This window comes from Streptomyces xylophagus (assembly GCF_000716435.1).
GTDB classification, from domain to species: Bacteria; Actinomycetota; Actinomycetes; order Streptomycetales; family Streptomycetaceae; genus Streptomyces; species Streptomyces xylophagus.
Genome location: NZ_JNWO01000049.1, coordinates 1 through 17,153 on the forward strand (window position 1 = coordinate 1; position 17,153 = coordinate 17,153).

Below are 17,153 nucleotides of genomic sequence, written 5' to 3' on the forward strand. Positions count from 1 at the left end.
CGCGCGGGGGCGGCGGGGGATGCGGCGGGGCCGGTCGTGGCACATCCGGCGGCGAGTGCGCCCCCGGCGACGAGCCCGGCACCCGCACGCAACGCCGTACGGCGGTCGGTCGTGGTCACCCGGACCATTTAAGGGGGGTTGGGTAAGAAAGCGGGGCATTAACCCGATTGAGGGACCCTCACGGGTCGCGCCTCGAACGGTCGTCCATGTAGGGCTCGAACTGTCGTCCGCGCGGGGGTGCTCGGCGCCCGAACTGCCGTACACACAGCGGGTGTTCAGCGGTCGGCGACCCGCATTTCAAACCACGTGGTCTTGCCGCGCGGCAGCAGGTCGACGCCCCAGCGGTCGGAGAGTTTGTCGACGAGGAACAGGCCGCGGCCGCTGAGGTCCATCTCCTGGACCGGCATCAGACAGGGCAGCCCGCGGGAGGGGTCGCGGACCTCGATGCGGATCCAGCCGCGCCGGCGCCGCATCCGCAGGCCGAACACCCGGGCGCCCGTGTGCCGTACGGCGTTTCCGACGAGTTCCGAGACGAGTAAGACGGCGTCCTCGGTCATCTTCGGGGTGAGCCCCCAGTGGCGCAGGACGACGATCTGGGTGAGCCGGCGGGCGGTGGCGGCGGACTCGGGCCGGGACGGCAGCGGAACTTCCGCCTCCGTCGGATTGCCGAACAACTCGATCGCCTTGAGTGCCCGCTCGTCCTCGACCGCAGGCGACCAGCGCGCCGCGGTCGCACGGCCTTGTCCCCGCGGCTGTCCGATACCTTCCAGCCCCGCCATGCGTCCATCATGGCCGCCCCGCACGGCCTCCGGGGCGGTTCCGGAGGAATACGCCCCCCGGAAGCCTCCGTTCCGCGACATCCGATCGACATATGCCAGGGGCATTTCAGCGCTCGCCGTAGCCCCTCCGACCTGCGGTGAAGGCTCTGTTGGAGGCAATCGACAGGCTCCCTCGACAAGGCAGGCTTAAGGTCACGTTAAGGTTCCCATAAACCGCCCCGCCGAGGGACCCGGATGAGACATCGCGTCAATTGCAAGTGGTTGAGCGCGATTTCACCGTCCGGTTCAGAGGAACTTCGCCTTGCCGGGGCCCTCTTCGACGAAGCTCCGCATCCCGCGCTCACGGTCCTCGGTCGCGAACAGCCCCGCGAACCACGTCCGTTCGACCGCAAGCCCGGTCTCGATGTCCGTCTCCAGACCGGTGTCGATCGCTTCCTTCGCGGCACGGAGTGCGATCGCCGGTCCCTGCGCGAGCTTCGCCGCCCACGCGTGGGCCTCCGTGTACACCTCGGCGGCCGGCACCAACCGGTCCACCAGACCCAGCGCCAGCGCCTCGTCCGCCTTGACCATCCGGCCGGTGAAGATCAGGTCCTTCGCCTTCGAGGGACCGATCAGACGCGCCAGCCGCTGCGTGCCGCCCGCGCCCGGAATCAGCCCGAGCAGGATCTCCGGCTGCCCGAGCTTCGCGTTGTCCGCCGCGATACGGAAGTCCGCGCAAAGTGCCAACTCGCAACCCCCGCCCAGCGCATAGCCCGTGATCGCCGCCACGACCGGCTTGGGGATACGCGCCACCGCGGTGAACGACTCCTGCAACGCCCGCGACCGCACGACCATCGCCGCGTGGTCCATGCGCTGCATCTCCTTGATGTCCGCACCCGCCGCGAACACCTTCTCCCCGCCGTAGACCACCACGGCGCGCACGTCGTCGCGACGGGTCGCCTCCTCGGCGAGTTCCTTGAGCCGGTCCTGCGTGGCGGTGTCCAGCGCGTTCATCGGCGGGCGGTCGAGGCGGATCGTGCCGACGCCCTCGGCGACTTCGAGATTCACGGTCATGACTGCAGGTTAACGGGCACTAACGACGACGGGCCCGGTGCTGTCGGTCACAGCACCGGGCCCGTACGTCAACTAGCCGCTTACGCCTTCCACTTCGCCCACGACATGTTCCAGCCGTTGAGCCCGTTGTCGGGTGCCACGGTCGCGTCGTTGGAGTTCTTGACGACCACGACGTCACCGAGGATCGAGTGGTTGAAGAACCACGCGGCCGGAACGGTCTTGCTGTAACCGCCCTTGACGTCCTGGAGGCCTATGCAGCCGTGGCTCGCGTTGTAGTTGCCGAAGGCGCCGCCGCCCCAGTAGTTGCCGTGGACGAAGGTGCCGGAGTCGGTCAGGCGGGTGGCGTGCGGGACGTCCTTGATGTCGTACTCGCCGCCGTAGCCGACCGTTTCGCCGTTCATCCGGGTCACGGTGAGCTTCTCGCTCATGACCATCTGGCCGTTCCAGGTGTCGTAGCCGGGCTTGCCGGTCGTGACCGGGATGGTCCTGATGGTCCTGCCGTCCTGGGTGACCTTCATCGTGTGCTTCTTGGCGTCGACGATGGAGACCTGGTTGCGGCCGATGGTGAACTTGACCGTCTTGGTCTGCTTGCCGTAGACGCCCGAACGGCCTTCGACTCCGTCGAGGTTGAGCTTGATCGTGACCTTGGTGCCGGACTTCCAGTAGTTCTCCGGGCGGAAGTCGAGGCGGTCGTTGCCGAACCAGTGGCCCTCGACGTCGACGGCCGGCGAGGTCGTGATGCTGATGGCCTTCTTCACGTCCTCGGGGTGTGTGATGCCCCGGGTGAAGCGGATGGAGAACGGCATGCCGACGCCGACGGTGGATCCGTCCTCGGGGGTGAAGTAGCCGACGAAGGTGTTCTTCGGGGTCAGCGTGGTGAAGCTGGAGTCCTCGGCGGCGACCCGGCCGTCGGAGTCCTTGGCGACCGCGTGCACGGTGTACTTGGTGGCGGCGGCGAGATGCGTGGCGGGCGTCCAGGTCGCGCCGCCTCCGGTGATCGCGCCGGTGACCTTGGCGCCGTCCGCGTCCTTGACGGTGACCTCGGTCAACTTGCCCTTCGCGGCACTGATCTTGAGGGCGCCGCTGGTGTCGACGGACTTCGAGCCGTTCTTGGGGGCGATGGTGACGACCGCCTGCGACTGCTTGGTCTGGGCGGTGTCGGAGCCCTTGTCCTTCGCGTCGCCCGAGCCGGACCCGGAGTTGGAGCCTCCGCCTCCGCCGCCGCACGCGGTGACGGCGAGCAGCAGCACGCCGAGGATCAGCGCGAGCAGCCCCTTGTTTCTCCGGCTGCGCGCGTCAACCGACGCCCCCGATATCGGTCGCACGTTCAAGACTTTCTCCCCTCGCCGGGCCCGGTCCGGCCCGCACCCCTTCGCGCATCTGACGTGCACGTCCGCGCATATTAACCGCCAGGTTTTGAGCTTCATGTCAGGCGAATGTCACCGTTCGGTCGCAACTTCAACTGCCGCCTGACACGGGCTCCCCGCCCCTCCTGCGGTCACTTGAGGGCACTGCCCGCCTTCCACTCCTTCCAACCCATGTTCCACCCGCCGAGGCCATTGTCCGGTGCGACCTGTTTGTCGTTGCTGTGCACGACCTCGATCACGTCCCCGATGATGCTGCGGTCGAAGAACCACCCGGCGGGGGTGTCCGAGCCGCCGCCCTTGACGTCCCTGAGCCCCACGCAACCGTGGCTGACGTTGACGCGTCCGGGGGCGGTCGGCGCCCAGTAGTTGCCGTGCAGGAAGGTGCCGGAGTTGGTGAGCCGCATGGCGTGCGGGACGTCGGGGATGTCGTACTCGCCGCCGAAGCCGACCGTGCGGCTGTTCATGCGGGTGACCTCCAGCATCTCCATGACCACCATTTTCCCGTTGTACGTGGTGGTCTTCGGGCCGCCGGCCGTGATCGGCACGGTGGCCAGGAGGGCGCCGTCGCGCCGCACTTCCATGGTGTGCCTGGCGGCGTCGACGAGGGAGACCTGGCTGCGGCCGACGGTGAAGGAGAACGTCTTGTACTGGAGGCCGTAGACCCCGGGGGCGCCCTCGACGTCCCGCAGGCGCAGGGAGACGGTGACCTGGGTGCCGGGTTTCCAGTAGTTCTCGGGGCGGAAGTCGAGGCGGGACTTGTCGAACCAGTGCGGGCGGATCTCCACGGCCGGTTTCGCGGTGACGTGGATGGCGCGTTCGACGGCGGCACGGTTCTCGATGTCCCGGTTGAAGCCGAGGGAGACGATCATTCCGGTGCCGACGGTGGCGCGGTTCTCCGGGGTGACGTAGGTGATGAACCGTTCGTCGGGGACGTAGGTCGTGAACGTGGTGTGCCGGGCGGAGCGGCGCCCGTGGCCGTCGAGGGCGACCGCGTCGACGGTGTACTCGGCGGCCAGCGCGAGCTTGGTGTCCTCGGGTTCCCAGCGCAGTCCGTCGTCGGAGATGTGTCCGGGGACCGGGGTGTCCTGGGCGTCCTGTTCCTTGACGACCTGCACGGACTCCAGGCGTCCGCTGGGCACCCGGACCACCAGCCGCTGGTCGGGTTTGACGCCCTTGGCGGTGTCGTCGGGCGAGATCCGGATCACATCCTCGGGCGCCGGTGCCTTGCCGAAGAGCTCGTCGATGCCGCTTCCGCCCGAGCCGTCGGAAGTACAGCCGGTGGCCCCGGCCAGCAGTCCTGCCCATGTCAGTACGGCGGCCAGTGCGACCCCTGCGCGCCGCGCGCGCCCTTGTGCATGCCTCACGGGGTGCTCAACGAGCGGCCCTGCCTCAGGGAAACGTGAGTGCGACCCAAGCTCTGGGCAGAACAGTGGGGAGGATGACAGGACAGGGAGCCGCGACCGGGACGTCGTGCGCCCTTCACCTCGTCGTTCCATGAGCCGCAGGAGGCCGGACGGTGTCGAGCGCAGCCGAGCAGGAGGCCGTGCAGGAGGGGCGCGTCGACGTCGGCGTGCCGGTGGAGCACGCGGTGGAGGCCGTACCGTCGCCGCGTGCCGCCCCGGCACTGAACGGTGCCGTCCACAGGGCATCGCCCGTGCCCGTGTGGCCGGGCGCGCCGATGCCGTTGGGGGCCCGGTTCCGGGTCGGCCCCGACGGGGTGGCGGGCACCAACTTCGCGCTGTGGGCGGGGGGCGCGGAGGCCGTCGAGCTGTGCCTGTTCGACCCCGACGGCGTGGAGACCAAGGTCCCGCTCACCGAGCTGACGCACGAGATCTGGCACGGCTTCCTGCCGGACGTCATGCCGGGACAGCGCTACGGCTTCCGGGTGCACGGCCGCTGGGACCCGTGGACCGGCGCCCGCTGGAACCCGGCGAAGCTGCTCCTCGACCCGTACGCGCGGGCGGTGGACGGCGAGTTCGGGCTGCCGCCCGAGGTGTACGCGCACGTCCGGGACTGGCCGCAGCAGCAGGTCGCGGACACCGTGCGCGACGACCGGGACTCAGCGCCCCACGTCCCCAAGGGTGTTGTGGTCCACGACGACACCACCGACGACGAGTGGATGGACGACCGCCGCCCCAAGACGCCGTGGGCGGACTCGGTGATCTACGAGGTCCACGTCGGCGGCTTCACCAAGCTGCACCCCGGCATACCCGAGGAACTCCGGGGCACCTACGCCGGATTGGCGCACCCGGCGGCGATCGAGCACCTGGTGAAACTGGGCGTCACGGCCGTGGAACTCCTCCCCGTCCACCAGTTCGCGCACGAGGACCACCTGCTGCGCAAGGGCCTGAAGAACTACTGGGGCTACAACTCCATCGGCTATTTCGCCCCGCACGCGGCCTACGCGGCGACCGGCACGGCGGGTCAACAGGTCGGCGAGTTCAAGCGGATGGTGCGCGCCCTGCACGCGGCCGGGATCGAGGTCATCCTCGACGTGGTCTACAACCACACAGCGGAAGGAGGCGAGTTGGGGCCGATGCTGTCGTTGAAGGGCATCGACAACCGCGGCTACTACCGCCTCCAGAGCGACGCCCGCCGCTACACGGACTACACCGGCTGCGGCAACACCCTCCATGTCGTCCAGCCGCACGTGCTCCGGCTCATCACCGACTCCCTGCGCTACTGGGTCACCGAGATGGGCGTCGACGGCTTCCGCTTCGACCTCGCGGCCGCCCTGGCCCGCTCGATGCACGACGTCGACATGCTGTCCCCGTTCCTCGCGGTGATCGCTCAAGACCCGGTGCTACGACGGGTGAAGCTGATCGCCGAGCCCTGGGACGTCGGCTCGGGCGGCTACCAGGTCGGCGCGTTCCCACCCCTGTGGACGGAGTGGAACGACCGCTATCGCAACGCCGTCCGGGACTTCTGGCGCGGCGCGCTGCCGGACGTACGGGACCTCGGGTACCGCCTGTCGGGGTCGAGCGACCTGTACGCGTGGGGCGGCCGCCGCCCCTACGCCTCCGTCAACTTCGTGACGGCGCACGACGGTTACACGCTCCGCGACATGGTGTCGTACGAACGCAAGCACAACGAGGCGAACGGCGAGGGCAACCGGGACGGCACGGACGACAACCGTTCCTGGAACTGCGGGGTCGAGGGCGAGACGGACGACGAGCGCGTCAAGGCGCTGCGGCGGCGGCAGTTGAGGAACCTCCTCACCACACTGCTCCTCTCCACGGGCGTGCCGATGCTGGTCGCGGGCGACGAGCTGGGGCGGACGCAGCGGGGCAACAACAACGCCTACTGCCAGGACAACGAGATCAGTTGGGTGGACTGGGGTCTGCTGGACGACCCGGGCTGGCGGGCGCTGACCGACCTCACCGCCCGCCTGATCGACCTGCGCCACCGCCATCCGGTGCTGCGCCGCCGGGCGTTCTTCTCCGGGCGGGCCCATTCGGCGGACGGCATAAGGGACTTGGCCTGGTTCACCGCGCGCGGCACGGAGATGACGGAACGCGACTGGTACGCCCCCGCCGCGACCCTGGGCATGTACCTCTCCGGCCGGGACATCCCCGGCCGCGACGAACGCGGCGCCCCGATCGTCGACGACAGCTTCCTCGCCGTCCTGCACGCCGGCGACCGCCCGGTGAGCTTCGTACTCCCGGGCCCGCCGTGGGCGGAGCGCTACGAGGTGATCGTCGACACGTCACGGGAGGAACAGGGGGAGGCGCCGGGGGTGGTGCACCGGGCGGGGGCGGCGATCACTGTGCCGGCTCGGGCGGTGCTGTTGCTGAAGGTGGTCGGCTGAGGGGCGGAGGGGTCGGCCGGGGCGACGTTTCAGGTCCGTGAACTCCCTGGCGGATGGCTGGGCTTGGGGCAGGCGGACTGATCACATAGAGGGACCCCCCACGGTTTCCGTCGCCACCCCCACAAGGACCCCGCATGCCTGAAATATCCCGCCGCGCCTTCGGCGGCCTGGTCGGTGGCGGTGCCGTCACCGCCGTCGCCGGTTCGGCCGCCACCGCCGAGGCCGCCGAACCGGCCGCCGCCGAGCGCCCGTTCAAGGCTCGCCCCGCTGCCTCCGGCAAGCGTCCCAACCTGCTCGTCATCCTCGGTGACGACCTCGGCTGGGCCGATCTCTCCTCCTACGGCGCCCCGCACATCAGGACGCCGAACCTGGACCGGCTGGCCCGGCAGGGGGTGCGGTTCACCGACGCGTACTCGGGGTCGGCGACCTGCTCGCCGACCCGGTTCAGCCTGTACACCGGGCGCTATCCGGGCCGTACGCCGGGCGGGTTGGCCGAGCCGATCGCCAACCGGACGCAGGGGCTCGACCCGAGCCACCCGACCCTCGCCTCGCTGCTGAAGAAGGCGGGCTACTCCACCGCCCTGATCGGCAAGTGGCACTGCGGCTGGCTGCCCGACTACAGCCCCACGAAGTCGGGTTGGGACGAGTTCTTCGGCAACCACGGGGGCGTGCTGGAGTACTTCTCCAAGCTCGGCCAGCTCGGCGACTACGACCTGTACGAGGGCGACGCGACCTACAAGGACCTGCGCTACTACACACAGGTGCTGACCGAGCGGGCGGTGGAGTACGTCGGCCGGAAGCACGACAAGCCCTGGCTGCTGAACCTCAACTTCACCACCCCGCACTGGCCTTGGCTGGCGGAGGGTGACGAGGAGACCGGCGCCGAGATCGCCGCGAAGATCCGGGCCGCGAAGAGCCAGGCGGAGGTCACCAACGCGCTCAACCACTACGACGGCGGCTCGGTCGCGAAGTACACGGAGATGGTCGAGAGCCTCGACGCGGCCGTCGGTGAGGTGCTCGTCGCGCTGCGCCGGTCCGGGCAGGAGGAGAACACCGTGGTGTACTTCGCCAGCGACAACGGCGGTGAACGCTGGTCGTACCTCTGGCCGTTGAGCGGCGAGAAGTTCGTGCTCCAGGAGGGCGGCATCCGGGTGCCGACGATCGTGCGCTGGCCGCACCGCATCGACGGCAACCAGGTCAGCCACGAGCCGAACTTCTCCCCCGACTGGACCGCGACCTTCCTGGAGTTGGCCGGCGCCCGCCCCGACCCGGCGTACCCGCTGGACGGCACGAGCCTCGCGGGCTATCTGCTGAAGGGCGAACAGCCGCCGGAGCGGGACCTGTTCTGGCGGGTGCGGGCCAACCGGGCGCTGCGGCGCGGTGATTGGAAGTACTACCGGGACTCCGCCGGCGGCGACCATCTCTACGACCTCGGCGCCGATCTACGCGAACAGGCCGATCTCGCCCCCGACAAGCCGGAGTTGCTCGCCGAGCTGAAGGCGGCCTGGGAGAAGATCGCCTCCGGCCTCCTCCCCTATCCCAGCTAGCCGAGAATCCCCCGGTCGTACGCCACCGCCACCGCCGCCGCGCGGTCCTTGACGCCCAACTTGCCGTACAGGTGGGTGAGATGGGTCTTGACGGTCGCCTCGCTGATGAAGAGTTCGCGGGCGATCTCGCGGTTGGACGTGCCCTTGGCGACAAGGGCCAGGACTTCGCGTTCGCGGGCGGAGAGCGGTTCGTTGCCGGGGGCCTGGGGGCTGCGGACGGCGGAGACCAGGCGGGAGGCGACGGCGGGGGACAGGACCGTGCGGCCTTCCGCCGCCGCGCGGACGGCGGTGAAGAGTTCGTCGCGCGGGGCGTCCTTCAGCAGATAACCCGTCGCGCCCGCCTCGATCGCGGGCAGGGTGTCGGAGTCGGTGTCGTACGTCGTCAGGACCAGCACCTTCGCGCGGGCGGAGCGGCGGGTCAGCTCCCGGATGGCGTCGACTCCCCCGCCGCCCGGCATGCGCAGGTCCATCAGGATGACGTCCGGGTCGAGGGCGGTGGCCCGCTCCACGGCCTCGACGCCGTTCGCCGCCTCGCCCAGGACGCGGAATCCGGGCGCGGACTCGAACATGCCGCGCAGACCGTCGCGTACGACGGGATGGTCGTCGACGATCAGAACGGAGATCAGCGGCTCGTCACTCATGGCGGACCAACGGTACGCGAGCCGACAGGGCCGTGCCGTGACCGGGCTCGGCCTCGATCGTGAGGGAGCCCGCGATGCGTTCGGCGCGGGCGCGCATGCCGTCGAGGCCGAAGCCGCCGGTGCCGGTGCGTTCGGGGAGGGCCAGTGGGTCGAAGCCCTGGCCGTCGTCTCGGATGTCGAGGATGACCTCGTCGCCCAGGAAGCTGAGTGTCACGCCCACGCGGGTGGCGCAGGCGTGCCGGGCCGCGTTCGACAGGGCTTCCTGGGCGATGCGCAGCAGGGTCGCCGAGACCTCGTCGTGCAGCTGCTCGGTGGTGCCGGTGACGGTGAAATCGGCACGGACGCCGGTGCGTTCGCCCCACTCGGCGACCGTGTTCTTCAGCGCCTCGGGCAGTCCGTCGTTCTCCAGCGCGACGGGCGCGAGGTTCTGCACGGAGCGGCGGGCCTCGCCGAGGCTGTGCCGGGCGAGGGTGGAGGCGCGGTCGAGGTGAGTGCGGGCGGTCGTCAAGTCGGGGGCGTTCGCGACGACTTGGAGCTGGGCGATGATGCCTGTCAGACCCTGCGCGATCGTGTCGTGGATCTCGGCCGCCAACCGCCTCCGCTCGTCCGCGACCCCGGCCTCCCTTGCCTGGACGAGGAGTTGGGCGTGCAGGGCGGCGTTCTCGTCGAGGGCCTGTTGGAGCGCGGTGTTGGTGCGTTCGAGTTCGGTGATGGTCTCGTTGCGCTCGCGGGAGCGCCGCGTCTCCGCCTCCTGCAGATGGGCGACCGCCAACTGCAGGGCGGACATGGCGACCAGGAGCGCGAAGAAGAGGATCCACTGGACCGCGCTCCCGAACGGCATCCCGCCGGCCTGCGCACCGGCCACGGTCACCGAGCTCGCGACCAGTGCGAGTCGCTGCCGGTTCCTGCCGGGGATCAGCTCGTCGGCGTCCATGTAGCCGGAGGCGGCGTAGAAGGCGAAGAACGGGTCGATCCAGGTGAGGACGAAGGCGAGGGCCCAGCGGAGGACGTAGTACACCGTGCCCGTCCGCGACGGAGTCCGGCCGCGGCCGGGGCGGCGGACACGGGTGGCATGCCACCACAGCTGAAGGACGAGCGCGGCACCGGCCAGGGTCCAGCCGGTGTACCACTTGGCGGTGGAGTAGTCGAACAGACCGGAGGAGGCGACCGCGAGGACGACACTGATACCGAGCAGCCCGTACGGCCCCCACGTGTGCAGCTGCTCCCAGCGGCGGTCGATCTGCCGGTCCCTGGTGGTCATCTCCCCAGTCTGCACGGCCGCCTCCCCTACTCCCAGCGGAACCAGCGCGAGGCGGCGCCCGTCAGCAGCAGCGTCCACATCGCGAGCACCCCGACGTGCGCCCAGCCCGGCCAGTGCCCCGCCGCCGCCCGGTTCAGGGCCTCGGCGGCGGCGCCGAACGGGGTGTAGCCGACGATCCGGGCCATGACGTCCGGCATGGAGTTCACCGGGATCCACACGCCCGCGCAGAACATCATCGGGAAGAACACCGCCGATCCGATGGCGCCGGCGATCTTCGTGGTCCGGGACAGCGCGGAGACCACCGCGCCCAGCGCGAGCGCGGCCAGGATCGCCAGGAGCAGGGCGAGGAGATAGCCGTAGGGCTGCTTCGGGAGGCGTACGTCGAAGGCGAGGCGGCCGACGAGCAGCGCGCACAGGGCGGAGGCCAGGGCCGCCGTGCCGTAGACCAGCATCTGGGCGGAGAGGAGGACGGAGGGGCGGACCGGGGTGGCGGACATGCGGCGGAGGATGCCGCGTTCGCGGTAGCCGGTGAGGTTCTGCGGCATCGACTGGAGCGCGCCGACGATCATGCCGAGCAGGACGGCCACCGGGACGTACACATCGATCGTGCGTAGACCGCCGAGGTCGGCCTCGTGGTGGCGGAAGCCCGGGATGGAGCCCAGGATCACCAGGAGCAGGGTGGGGAAGAGCAGGATCCAGAAGAGGGCGCCCGGTTCGCGGCGGAAGAGGCGCAACTCGGTGCGCAGGACTGCGGTGTTCATCGGGCGACCTCCGTCAGGTCCAGGAACGCGTCGTCCAACGTGGCGTCGGAGACCCGGAGTTGATGGGCGGTGATGTGGTTGCGGGCGAGCAGGGTGATGACGGCGTTGACGGTCTCGTCGGACCCGGAGAGCGTGATCCGGCCGTCCTTGTGCTCGACCGACACGAGCGCGGGCAGCGCGTTCAGGTCACCCTCGTCCAGGGGCGCGGAGGGCGTGAAGCTGATGACCGTGGAGCCGGCCGAGCGACGGATCAGGCCCTCCGGGGTGTCCAGGGCGGCCACCCGACCCTTGTCGATCACGGCGATCCGGTCGCAGAGGCGCTGCGCCTCCTCCATGAAGTGGGTGACGAGCAGGACGGTCACCCCGCTCGCCCGGACGTCCTCGATGAGCTGCCAGGTGTCGCGGCGGGCGCGCGGGTCGAGCCCGGTGGTCAGTTCGTCGAGGACGACGACCCGGGGGTTCCCGATGAGCGCGAGCGCGATGAACAGCCGCTGCTTCTGCCCGCCGGACAGCTTCGCGAACCGGGTGGTCAACTTGGCGGTCAGACCGAGGCGTTCGGCCAGCGGCTGCCAGTCGGCGGGGTGCGGATAGAAGGACGCGTACAGCTCCAGGGCCTCGCGGACGGTGAGCTTGGCCTGGAGTTCGCTCTCCTGGAGCTGGGCGCCGAGGACCCGGGCGACCTGCTCGTGGTCGGCGACGGGGTCGAGGCCGGTGACGCGGACCCGGCCGGCGTCGGGGACACGCAGGCCCTCGACGCACTCGACGGTGGTGGTCTTGCCGGCGCCGTTCGGGCCGAGGATCCCGAAGATCTCGCCCTCCTCGACGGCGAAGGAGACACCATCGACGACGGCCCGGCCGCCGTAGGACTTGCGCAGTGCGGTGACTTCGATGACAGGGGTGGCTGACATGCTTCGAGGGTCCCGTCGGGGCCGGGCCGGGCACATCGGCCATCGCGCTCGACCGGACATCAACCGATCGGTTGATGCCGTCCTACGACCCCGCCGACCGTGCTGTACGACCCCACGGACCCGCAGGTCGTAGGACCAGCGGCGGACTCGGGTCCGGCCAAAACTAGGTGGGCACTGTCAGTGGTGGTCCGTAGGCTCGCCCGTGATGACCACGACACCCGCCTCCGCCGAGGACCGCTCCGACCGGTCCGCCGTCCGCGTCCTGCTGCGGCTGTGGCCGTACGTCCGGCCCGTGCGGGTACGGCTGTTCAGCGCGGCCGGGGTCGCGATCGTCGCCTCCTGTACGGGGCTGGTGATCCCGCTCGTCCTGAAGTGGATGGTGGACGGGCCGGTCGCCGACCGGGACCCGGCGGGCGTGTGGCTCGGCGCGCTGTATCTGCTGCTGCTCGGGCTCGCGGAGGCGCTGCTGTTCGGGCTGCGGCGCTGGCTGGTGGCGCGTCCGCTGTCACGGGTCGAGGCCGACATGCGGGCGGATCTGTACCGGCGGCTCCAGCGGCTGCCGGTGGCCTTCCACGACCGGTGGCCCTCGGGCCAGCTGCTGTCCCGGGGCACCACGGATCTGATGCTGCTGCGCATGTTCCTCGCCTTCCCGCTGACGTTCCTGCTGGTCAACGCGGTGACGATCCTGGTGGGCGTAGTCATCCTGGTTCTTCAGGACTGGACGCTGGGTCTGGTGCTCCTGGGACCCGCCGTACCCGTGATGGTCACCTGTGTGATCTTCGAGAGGCGGTACGCGCACGTGGCGCGCCTCGCGCAGGACCAGGTCGGCGATCTGACGACGGTCGTCGAGGAGAGCGTCCTCGGCATCCGCATCATCAAGGGCTTCGGCCGCCACCGCAGCCAGGCGCACGCGTTCCGCGAACTCACCCGCGAGCTACGCGGCACCGAGCTGCGCAAGGCCGGCCTGCTGGCGACGATCTGGGGCGTCATCGTGACGCTCCCCGAACTGTCCATCGGCGCGGCCCTGGTCCTCGGCACCGTGCAGGTGGCCGACGGCAACCTGTCGGCGGGAACGCTGGTGGCCTTCCTCTCCACAGCACTGGCCCTGCGCTGGCCGGTGGAGTCCATCGGCTTCCTACTGGCGATGAGCCAAGAAGCGGCGACGGCAACGGAGCGCTACTTCGAGGTAATGGACGAAACCCCGGAAGAGGAGACTCCCTTTAGGGGCGCGGGGAACTGCGCGACCAGCCCCCACGCACCCGCACCCGACAACGACGGCATCCGTTTCTCCACAGTCTCCTTCCGCTACCCCGACGCCCCGCCCGATTCCCCACCAATCCTCGAAGACATAGACCTGCACATCAGACCCGGCGAATCCATGGCCCTCGTCGGCGCCACCGGCACAGGCAAAACCACCCTCACCGCACTCGTCCCCCGCCTACACGAGGTGACATCGGGCCACATCACACTCGACGGCGAGGACATCACCGCCATGTCCCGCAAAACGCTGCGCGCCCTCGTCGCCGTGGCCTTCGAGGAGCCCACGCTGTTCTCGGCAAGCGTCGGGGAGAACGTACTGATGGGCGCCGAACACAGCGCAGGACAGCCCGAGTTGGAGCGGGCGCTGGCCGTAGCGCAGGCAGACTTCACGTACGCGCTGCCCCAGGGCACGGACACCCAGGTGGGCGAGCAGGGCCTGAGCCTCTCCGGCGGCCAGCGGCAACGGCTGGCGCTGGCAAGGGCGGTGGTCGGAAAACCCCGCTTCCTGGTCCTCGACGACCCGCTCTCCGCGCTGGACGTCCACACCGAGGCCGCCGTAGAAGCCGCGCTGCGCCACGTCCTCGCGGACACCACGGCGTTGATCGTCGCCCACCGCCCGTCCACGGTGCTGCTCGCCGACCGCGTCGCCCTGCTGTCGGGCGGCCGTATCACCGCGGTCGGCACCCATCACGAACTGCTGCGCACGAACGCGGAGTACGCGCATCTCATGTCGGGAGCCGACCACCAGGGGGACGAACGATGACCGCGGCCACCACCTCCGCCCCCACCACCGGCGACGACGACCGGGAACCGCCGCGCCCGCCCGCCGCCGACGACCCCTTCGACCGGGACGTCCTGCCCACTCCCCCGGGCGCGACCCGTGCGCTGCTGGGCTCGCTGCTGGCGCCGATGAAGGCCCGCGTCGCCGTCACGTCGCTGCTCCTGCTGCTCCAGCAGGCGGCCGTGCAGGCGGGCCCGCTGCTGGTGGCGTACGCCATCGACCGTGCGGTACCGGCGTTCCGGGACCACGACCGCGGTCCGCTGATCGCCGTCGGGGTGGGTTACCTGCTGTGCGCGCTGGTCTCCGGCGGACTCCAGTACGCGTTCGTCGGTGCGTCGGCCCGCGTCAGCCAGGACGTGCTGCTCGATCTGCGCGGCCGGATCTTCCGGCACGCGCAGGCCCTCAGCATCGACTTCCACGAGCGCTACACCTCGGGCCGGCTCATCTCCCGCTCCACCGCGGACGTCGAGGCGCTGCGCGAACTGCTCAACGAGGGCCTCCAGGAACTGATCGTGGTCGTCCTGTCCTTCGTCTACATCTCGGCGATGCTGCTCTGGCTGGACCTTGGCCTCGGCGCGGTCGCGGTGGCGTCCTTCGTGCCGTTGTATCTGCTGGTGCGGATCTACCAGCGGCGCGCGGTGCGGGTGTACGCGGCGCGGTCCACGGCCATCGCCCGGGTGATCGTGAAGTTCGTGGAGACGATGAACGGCATCCGGCCGGTCCGCGCGTTCCGCCGCGAGGACGTCAACGACGCCGACTTCGCCGTCCTCAACAAACGGCACGAACGCTCCAACGGCAACGCCCTGTTGGAGATGGCCCGCTATGTCACCGGCTCCCGCCTGGTCGCCAACACGACCGTCGCGGTGATCGTGCTGTGGGGCGCCTACCGGGTCGCGGACGGCTCACTGGAACTGGGTGTGCTGGCGGCGGCCGTCCTGTATCTACGGCGTCTCTACGACCCGATCGACCGGCTCGGCATGTTCCTCAACTCCTACCAGTCGGCGGCGGCCTCCCTGGAGAAGATCGCGGGCCTGCTGGCCCAGACCCCCTCCGTCCCCGAGCCCTCAACACCCGTACAGCTTCCGGCCCTTGAGTCGGAGCAGCCCGGCCGCGAGGTCGTCTTCGACGGGGTCGGCTTCACCTACCGCACCGGTGGCGAGGTCCTCCCCCGCTTCGACCTCACCCTGCCAGCCGGGCAGACCGTCGCCGTCGTCGGCTCCACCGGCGCCGGCAAGTCCACCCTGGCCAAGCTCCTGGCCCGTTTCTACGACCCCTCCGAGGGCCGGGTCCTGCTGGACGGCGTCGACCTGCGCGAGCTCGCGGGGCCCGAACTGCGGCGCGGGGTGGTGATGGTGACGCAGGAGGCGTTCCTGTTCTCCGGCACGGTCGCCGAGAACATCGCGATCGGCCGCCCGGACGCGACCCGTGAGGAGATCGAGGGCGCGGCGAAGGCGATCGGCGCGCACGACTTCATCAGCTCCCTGCCCGACGGCTACGACACGGACGTACGCAAGCGGGGCGGCCGTATCTCGGCGGGCCAGCGTCAACTCGTCGCGTTCGCACGGGCGTTGCTCGCCGACCCGGCGGTCCTCATCCTCGACGAGGCGACCAGCTCCCTCGACATACCCGGCGAACGGGCCGTGCAGCGCGCCATGTCGACGGTCCTGCGCGGCCGTACGGCGGTGGTGATCGCGCACCGGCTGTCCACGGTCGAGATCGCGGACCGGGTGCTGGTCATGGAACACGGGCGGGTCGTCGAGGACGGCAGCCCGGCCGACCTGATCGCGGGGACGGGGCGGTTCGCGGATCTGCACCGGGCTTGGCGGGACAGCCTGGCGTGAGCGAGGTGTCCGCGCTTGCCAACCGGAACCTTGTTCCGTATCGTTTCCGGAACAAGGTTCCGCTTAACTCGCGCGCGCTGCTCGCCCCGTCGCTGTGGCGCCGCTGAGACCCACTCGACGCACAGGGAACGGAAGCACAGCCATGTCCGACTCGAACACCGCGATCGTGTCCGTGAAGCCGGTCGTCCTGCCCGCCCCGGGCCGCGGCGAGGACCTCCGGGTCCGCGTCTCCGCGCCCGTGACCGGCGGCGATCTGCCCGTCATCGTCTTCTCGCACGGCTTCGGCTGGTCGATGGACGGCTACGCCCCGCTGGCGGACCACTGGGCCGCGCACGGCTTCGTGGTCGTCCAGCCGACCCATCTCGACTCCAGGACGCTCGGCCTCCCGCACGAGGACCCTCGCTTCCCCCGGATCTGGCGCTTCCGCGTCGAGGACCTCAAGCGCGTACTGGACGGTCTCGACGTCCTGGAGGCCTCCGTGCCGAGTCTCGCGGGGCGCGTCGACCGCGACCGCGTCGCCGTGGCCGGCCACTCCTGGGGAGCCCAGACGGCGAGCACGCTGCTGGGCGCGCGCGTCCTCGACCCCGACGGCGTACCCGGCGACGACCTGTCCGACCCCCGTGTCAAGGCGGGTGTCCTGCTCGCCCTGACCGGCCTGGGCGACGACCTGACCCCGTTCGCCGCCGAGCAACTCCCTTTCATGCGGCCGTCGTTCGCCACGATGACCACACCGGCGCTGATCGTCGCCGGTGACCACGACCAGTCCCAGCTCTCCACCCGCGGACCGGACTGGTTCACCGACCCCTACACCTACAGTCCCGGCGACAAGACCCTGCTCACGCTCTACGGCGCGGAGCACTCACTCGGCGGCATCCCCGGATACGAGGTCGCCGAGACGACGGACGAGAGCCCCGCCCGCGTCGCCCTGCTCCAGCACCTCACCACGGCGTTCCTGCGCAGCGCCCTCCACCCCGAGGACACCGGCTGGAAGACGGCGGTCGCCGCGTTGGAGCAGGACCCCGACCCGCTGGGGAAGTTGCAGAGCAAGTAGCGGTAGCGGGGTAATTCACCGCCCCCGATATTCGATGGGCAACCGCGCTCACGCTCGGTAATCTTCGATGCCTCCAACCACACCAGGATCGCTCG

Annotated in this window: 13 protein-coding genes; 5 read left to right on the plus strand and 8 right to left on the minus strand. The window is 70.1% G+C overall.

Annotation, left to right across the window (positions count from 1 at the left end):
* Positions 1–275 precede the first annotated feature (275 nt).
* The 4 genes from OO70_RS48660 to OO70_RS48675 all read right to left on the minus strand — a co-directional run bounded on the left by OO70_RS48660 (position 276) and on the right by OO70_RS48675 (position 4,563).
* Positions 276–884: an ATP-binding protein gene (locus OO70_RS48660; protein ID WP_078651892.1), complete on the minus strand. Its 609-nt coding sequence runs from the start codon at positions 882–884 to the stop codon at positions 276–278.
* Between the two features lie 180 nt (positions 885–1,064).
* Positions 1,065–1,832 (minus strand): enoyl-CoA hydratase/isomerase family protein, encoded by a 768-nt coding sequence (locus tag OO70_RS48665; protein WP_043687526.1) that lies wholly within the window; start codon positions 1,830–1,832, stop codon positions 1,065–1,067.
* 80 nt (positions 1,833–1,912) lie between these two features.
* Complete coding sequence (locus OO70_RS48670; RefSeq protein WP_043687528.1) at positions 1,913–3,163, minus strand: L,D-transpeptidase; 1,251 nt, start codon at positions 3,161–3,163, stop codon at positions 1,913–1,915.
* 167 nt (positions 3,164–3,330) lie between these two features.
* Positions 3,331–4,563 (minus strand): L,D-transpeptidase, encoded by a 1,233-nt coding sequence (locus tag OO70_RS48675; RefSeq protein WP_043687531.1) that lies wholly within the window; start codon positions 4,561–4,563, stop codon positions 3,331–3,333.
* A gap of 152 nt (positions 4,564–4,715) precedes the next feature.
* Here OO70_RS48675 and glgX point away from each other — a divergent pair, with 152 nt between their 5' ends.
* Positions 4,716–7,007 carry a glycogen debranching protein GlgX gene (gene glgX, locus OO70_RS48680; protein WP_043687533.1) on the plus strand — a complete coding sequence of 764 codons (2,292 nt, stop codon included), beginning with the start codon at positions 4,716–4,718 and terminating at the stop codon, positions 7,005–7,007.
* 134 nt (positions 7,008–7,141) lie between these two features.
* Positions 7,142–8,554 carry a sulfatase family protein gene (locus OO70_RS48685; RefSeq protein WP_043687535.1) on the plus strand — a complete coding sequence of 471 codons (1,413 nt, stop codon included), beginning with the start codon at positions 7,142–7,144 and terminating at the stop codon, positions 8,552–8,554.
* Here OO70_RS48685 and OO70_RS48690 read toward each other — a convergent pair.
* From OO70_RS48690 to OO70_RS48705, 4 genes are read right to left on the minus strand one after another with little or no spacing between them, the layout of a single operon-like run.
* A complete protein-coding gene (locus OO70_RS48690) occupies positions 8,551–9,195 on the minus strand; it encodes a response regulator (protein ID WP_043687536.1) in 645 nt (214 codons plus the stop codon). The genes OO70_RS48685 and OO70_RS48690 overlap by 4 nt on opposite strands.
* Positions 9,188–10,456 (minus strand): sensor histidine kinase, encoded by a 1,269-nt coding sequence (locus OO70_RS48695; RefSeq protein ID WP_043687538.1) that lies wholly within the window; start codon positions 10,454–10,456, stop codon positions 9,188–9,190. The genes OO70_RS48690 and OO70_RS48695 overlap by 8 nt, the downstream gene beginning before the upstream one ends.
* 26 nt (positions 10,457–10,482) lie before the next feature.
* Positions 10,483–11,217 (minus strand): ABC transporter permease, encoded by a 735-nt coding sequence (locus tag OO70_RS48700; protein ID WP_043687539.1) that lies wholly within the window; start codon positions 11,215–11,217, stop codon positions 10,483–10,485.
* On the minus strand, positions 11,214–12,125 hold the full coding sequence (locus tag OO70_RS48705; protein WP_043687541.1) for an ABC transporter ATP-binding protein: 912 nt from the start codon (positions 12,123–12,125) through the stop codon (positions 11,214–11,216). The genes OO70_RS48700 and OO70_RS48705 overlap by 4 nt, the downstream gene beginning before the upstream one ends.
* A 205-nt stretch (positions 12,126–12,330) precedes the next feature.
* Between OO70_RS48705 and OO70_RS48710 the strand changes: the two genes are divergently transcribed.
* The 3 genes from OO70_RS48710 (at position 12,331) to OO70_RS48720 (ending at position 17,058) form a co-directional block, all read left to right on the plus strand.
* Entirely contained in the window at positions 12,331–14,148 is a 1,818-nt protein-coding gene (locus OO70_RS48710; RefSeq protein ID WP_043687570.1) for an ABC transporter ATP-binding protein, read from the plus strand.
* Positions 14,145–16,007: an ABC transporter ATP-binding protein gene (locus tag OO70_RS48715; protein WP_043687544.1), complete on the plus strand. Its 1,863-nt coding sequence runs from the start codon at positions 14,145–14,147 to the stop codon at positions 16,005–16,007. The genes OO70_RS48710 and OO70_RS48715 overlap by 4 nt, the downstream gene beginning before the upstream one ends.
* Before the next feature lie 142 nt (positions 16,008–16,149).
* Positions 16,150–17,058, plus strand: coding sequence for an alpha/beta hydrolase family protein (locus tag OO70_RS48720; protein ID WP_043687546.1), 909 nt, complete (start codon positions 16,150–16,152; stop codon positions 17,056–17,058).
* The last annotated feature ends 95 nt before the right edge of the window (positions 17,059–17,153 follow it).

Excerpts from the sequence above, each read along its gene's own strand:
- OO70_RS48660 (WP_078651892.1), bottom strand. The coding sequence starts at position 884 with ATGCCCCTGGCATATGTCGATCGGATGTCGCGGAACGGAGGCTTCCGG.
- OO70_RS48665 (WP_043687526.1), bottom strand. The coding sequence starts at position 1,832 with ATGACCGTGAATCTCGAAGTCGCCGAGGGCGTCGGCACGATCCGCCTC.
- OO70_RS48685 (WP_043687535.1), top strand. The coding sequence starts at position 7,142 with ATGCCTGAAATATCCCGCCGCGCCTTCGGCGGCCTGGTCGGTGGCGGT.
- OO70_RS48690 (WP_043687536.1), bottom strand. The coding sequence starts at position 9,195 with ATGAGTGACGAGCCGCTGATCTCCGTTCTGATCGTCGACGACCATCCC.
- OO70_RS48695 (WP_043687538.1), bottom strand. The coding sequence starts at position 10,456 with ATGACCACCAGGGACCGGCAGATCGACCGCCGCTGGGAGCAGCTGCAC.
- OO70_RS48700 (WP_043687539.1), bottom strand. The coding sequence starts at position 11,217 with ATGAACACCGCAGTCCTGCGCACCGAGTTGCGCCTCTTCCGCCGCGAA.
- OO70_RS48705 (WP_043687541.1), bottom strand. The coding sequence starts at position 12,125 with ATGTCAGCCACCCCTGTCATCGAAGTCACCGCACTGCGCAAGTCCTAC.
- OO70_RS48710 (WP_043687570.1), top strand. The coding sequence starts at position 12,331 with ATGACCACGACACCCGCCTCCGCCGAGGACCGCTCCGACCGGTCCGCC.
- OO70_RS48715 (WP_043687544.1), top strand. The coding sequence starts at position 14,145 with ATGACCGCGGCCACCACCTCCGCCCCCACCACCGGCGACGACGACCGG.
- OO70_RS48720 (WP_043687546.1), top strand. The coding sequence starts at position 16,150 with ATGTCCGACTCGAACACCGCGATCGTGTCCGTGAAGCCGGTCGTCCTG.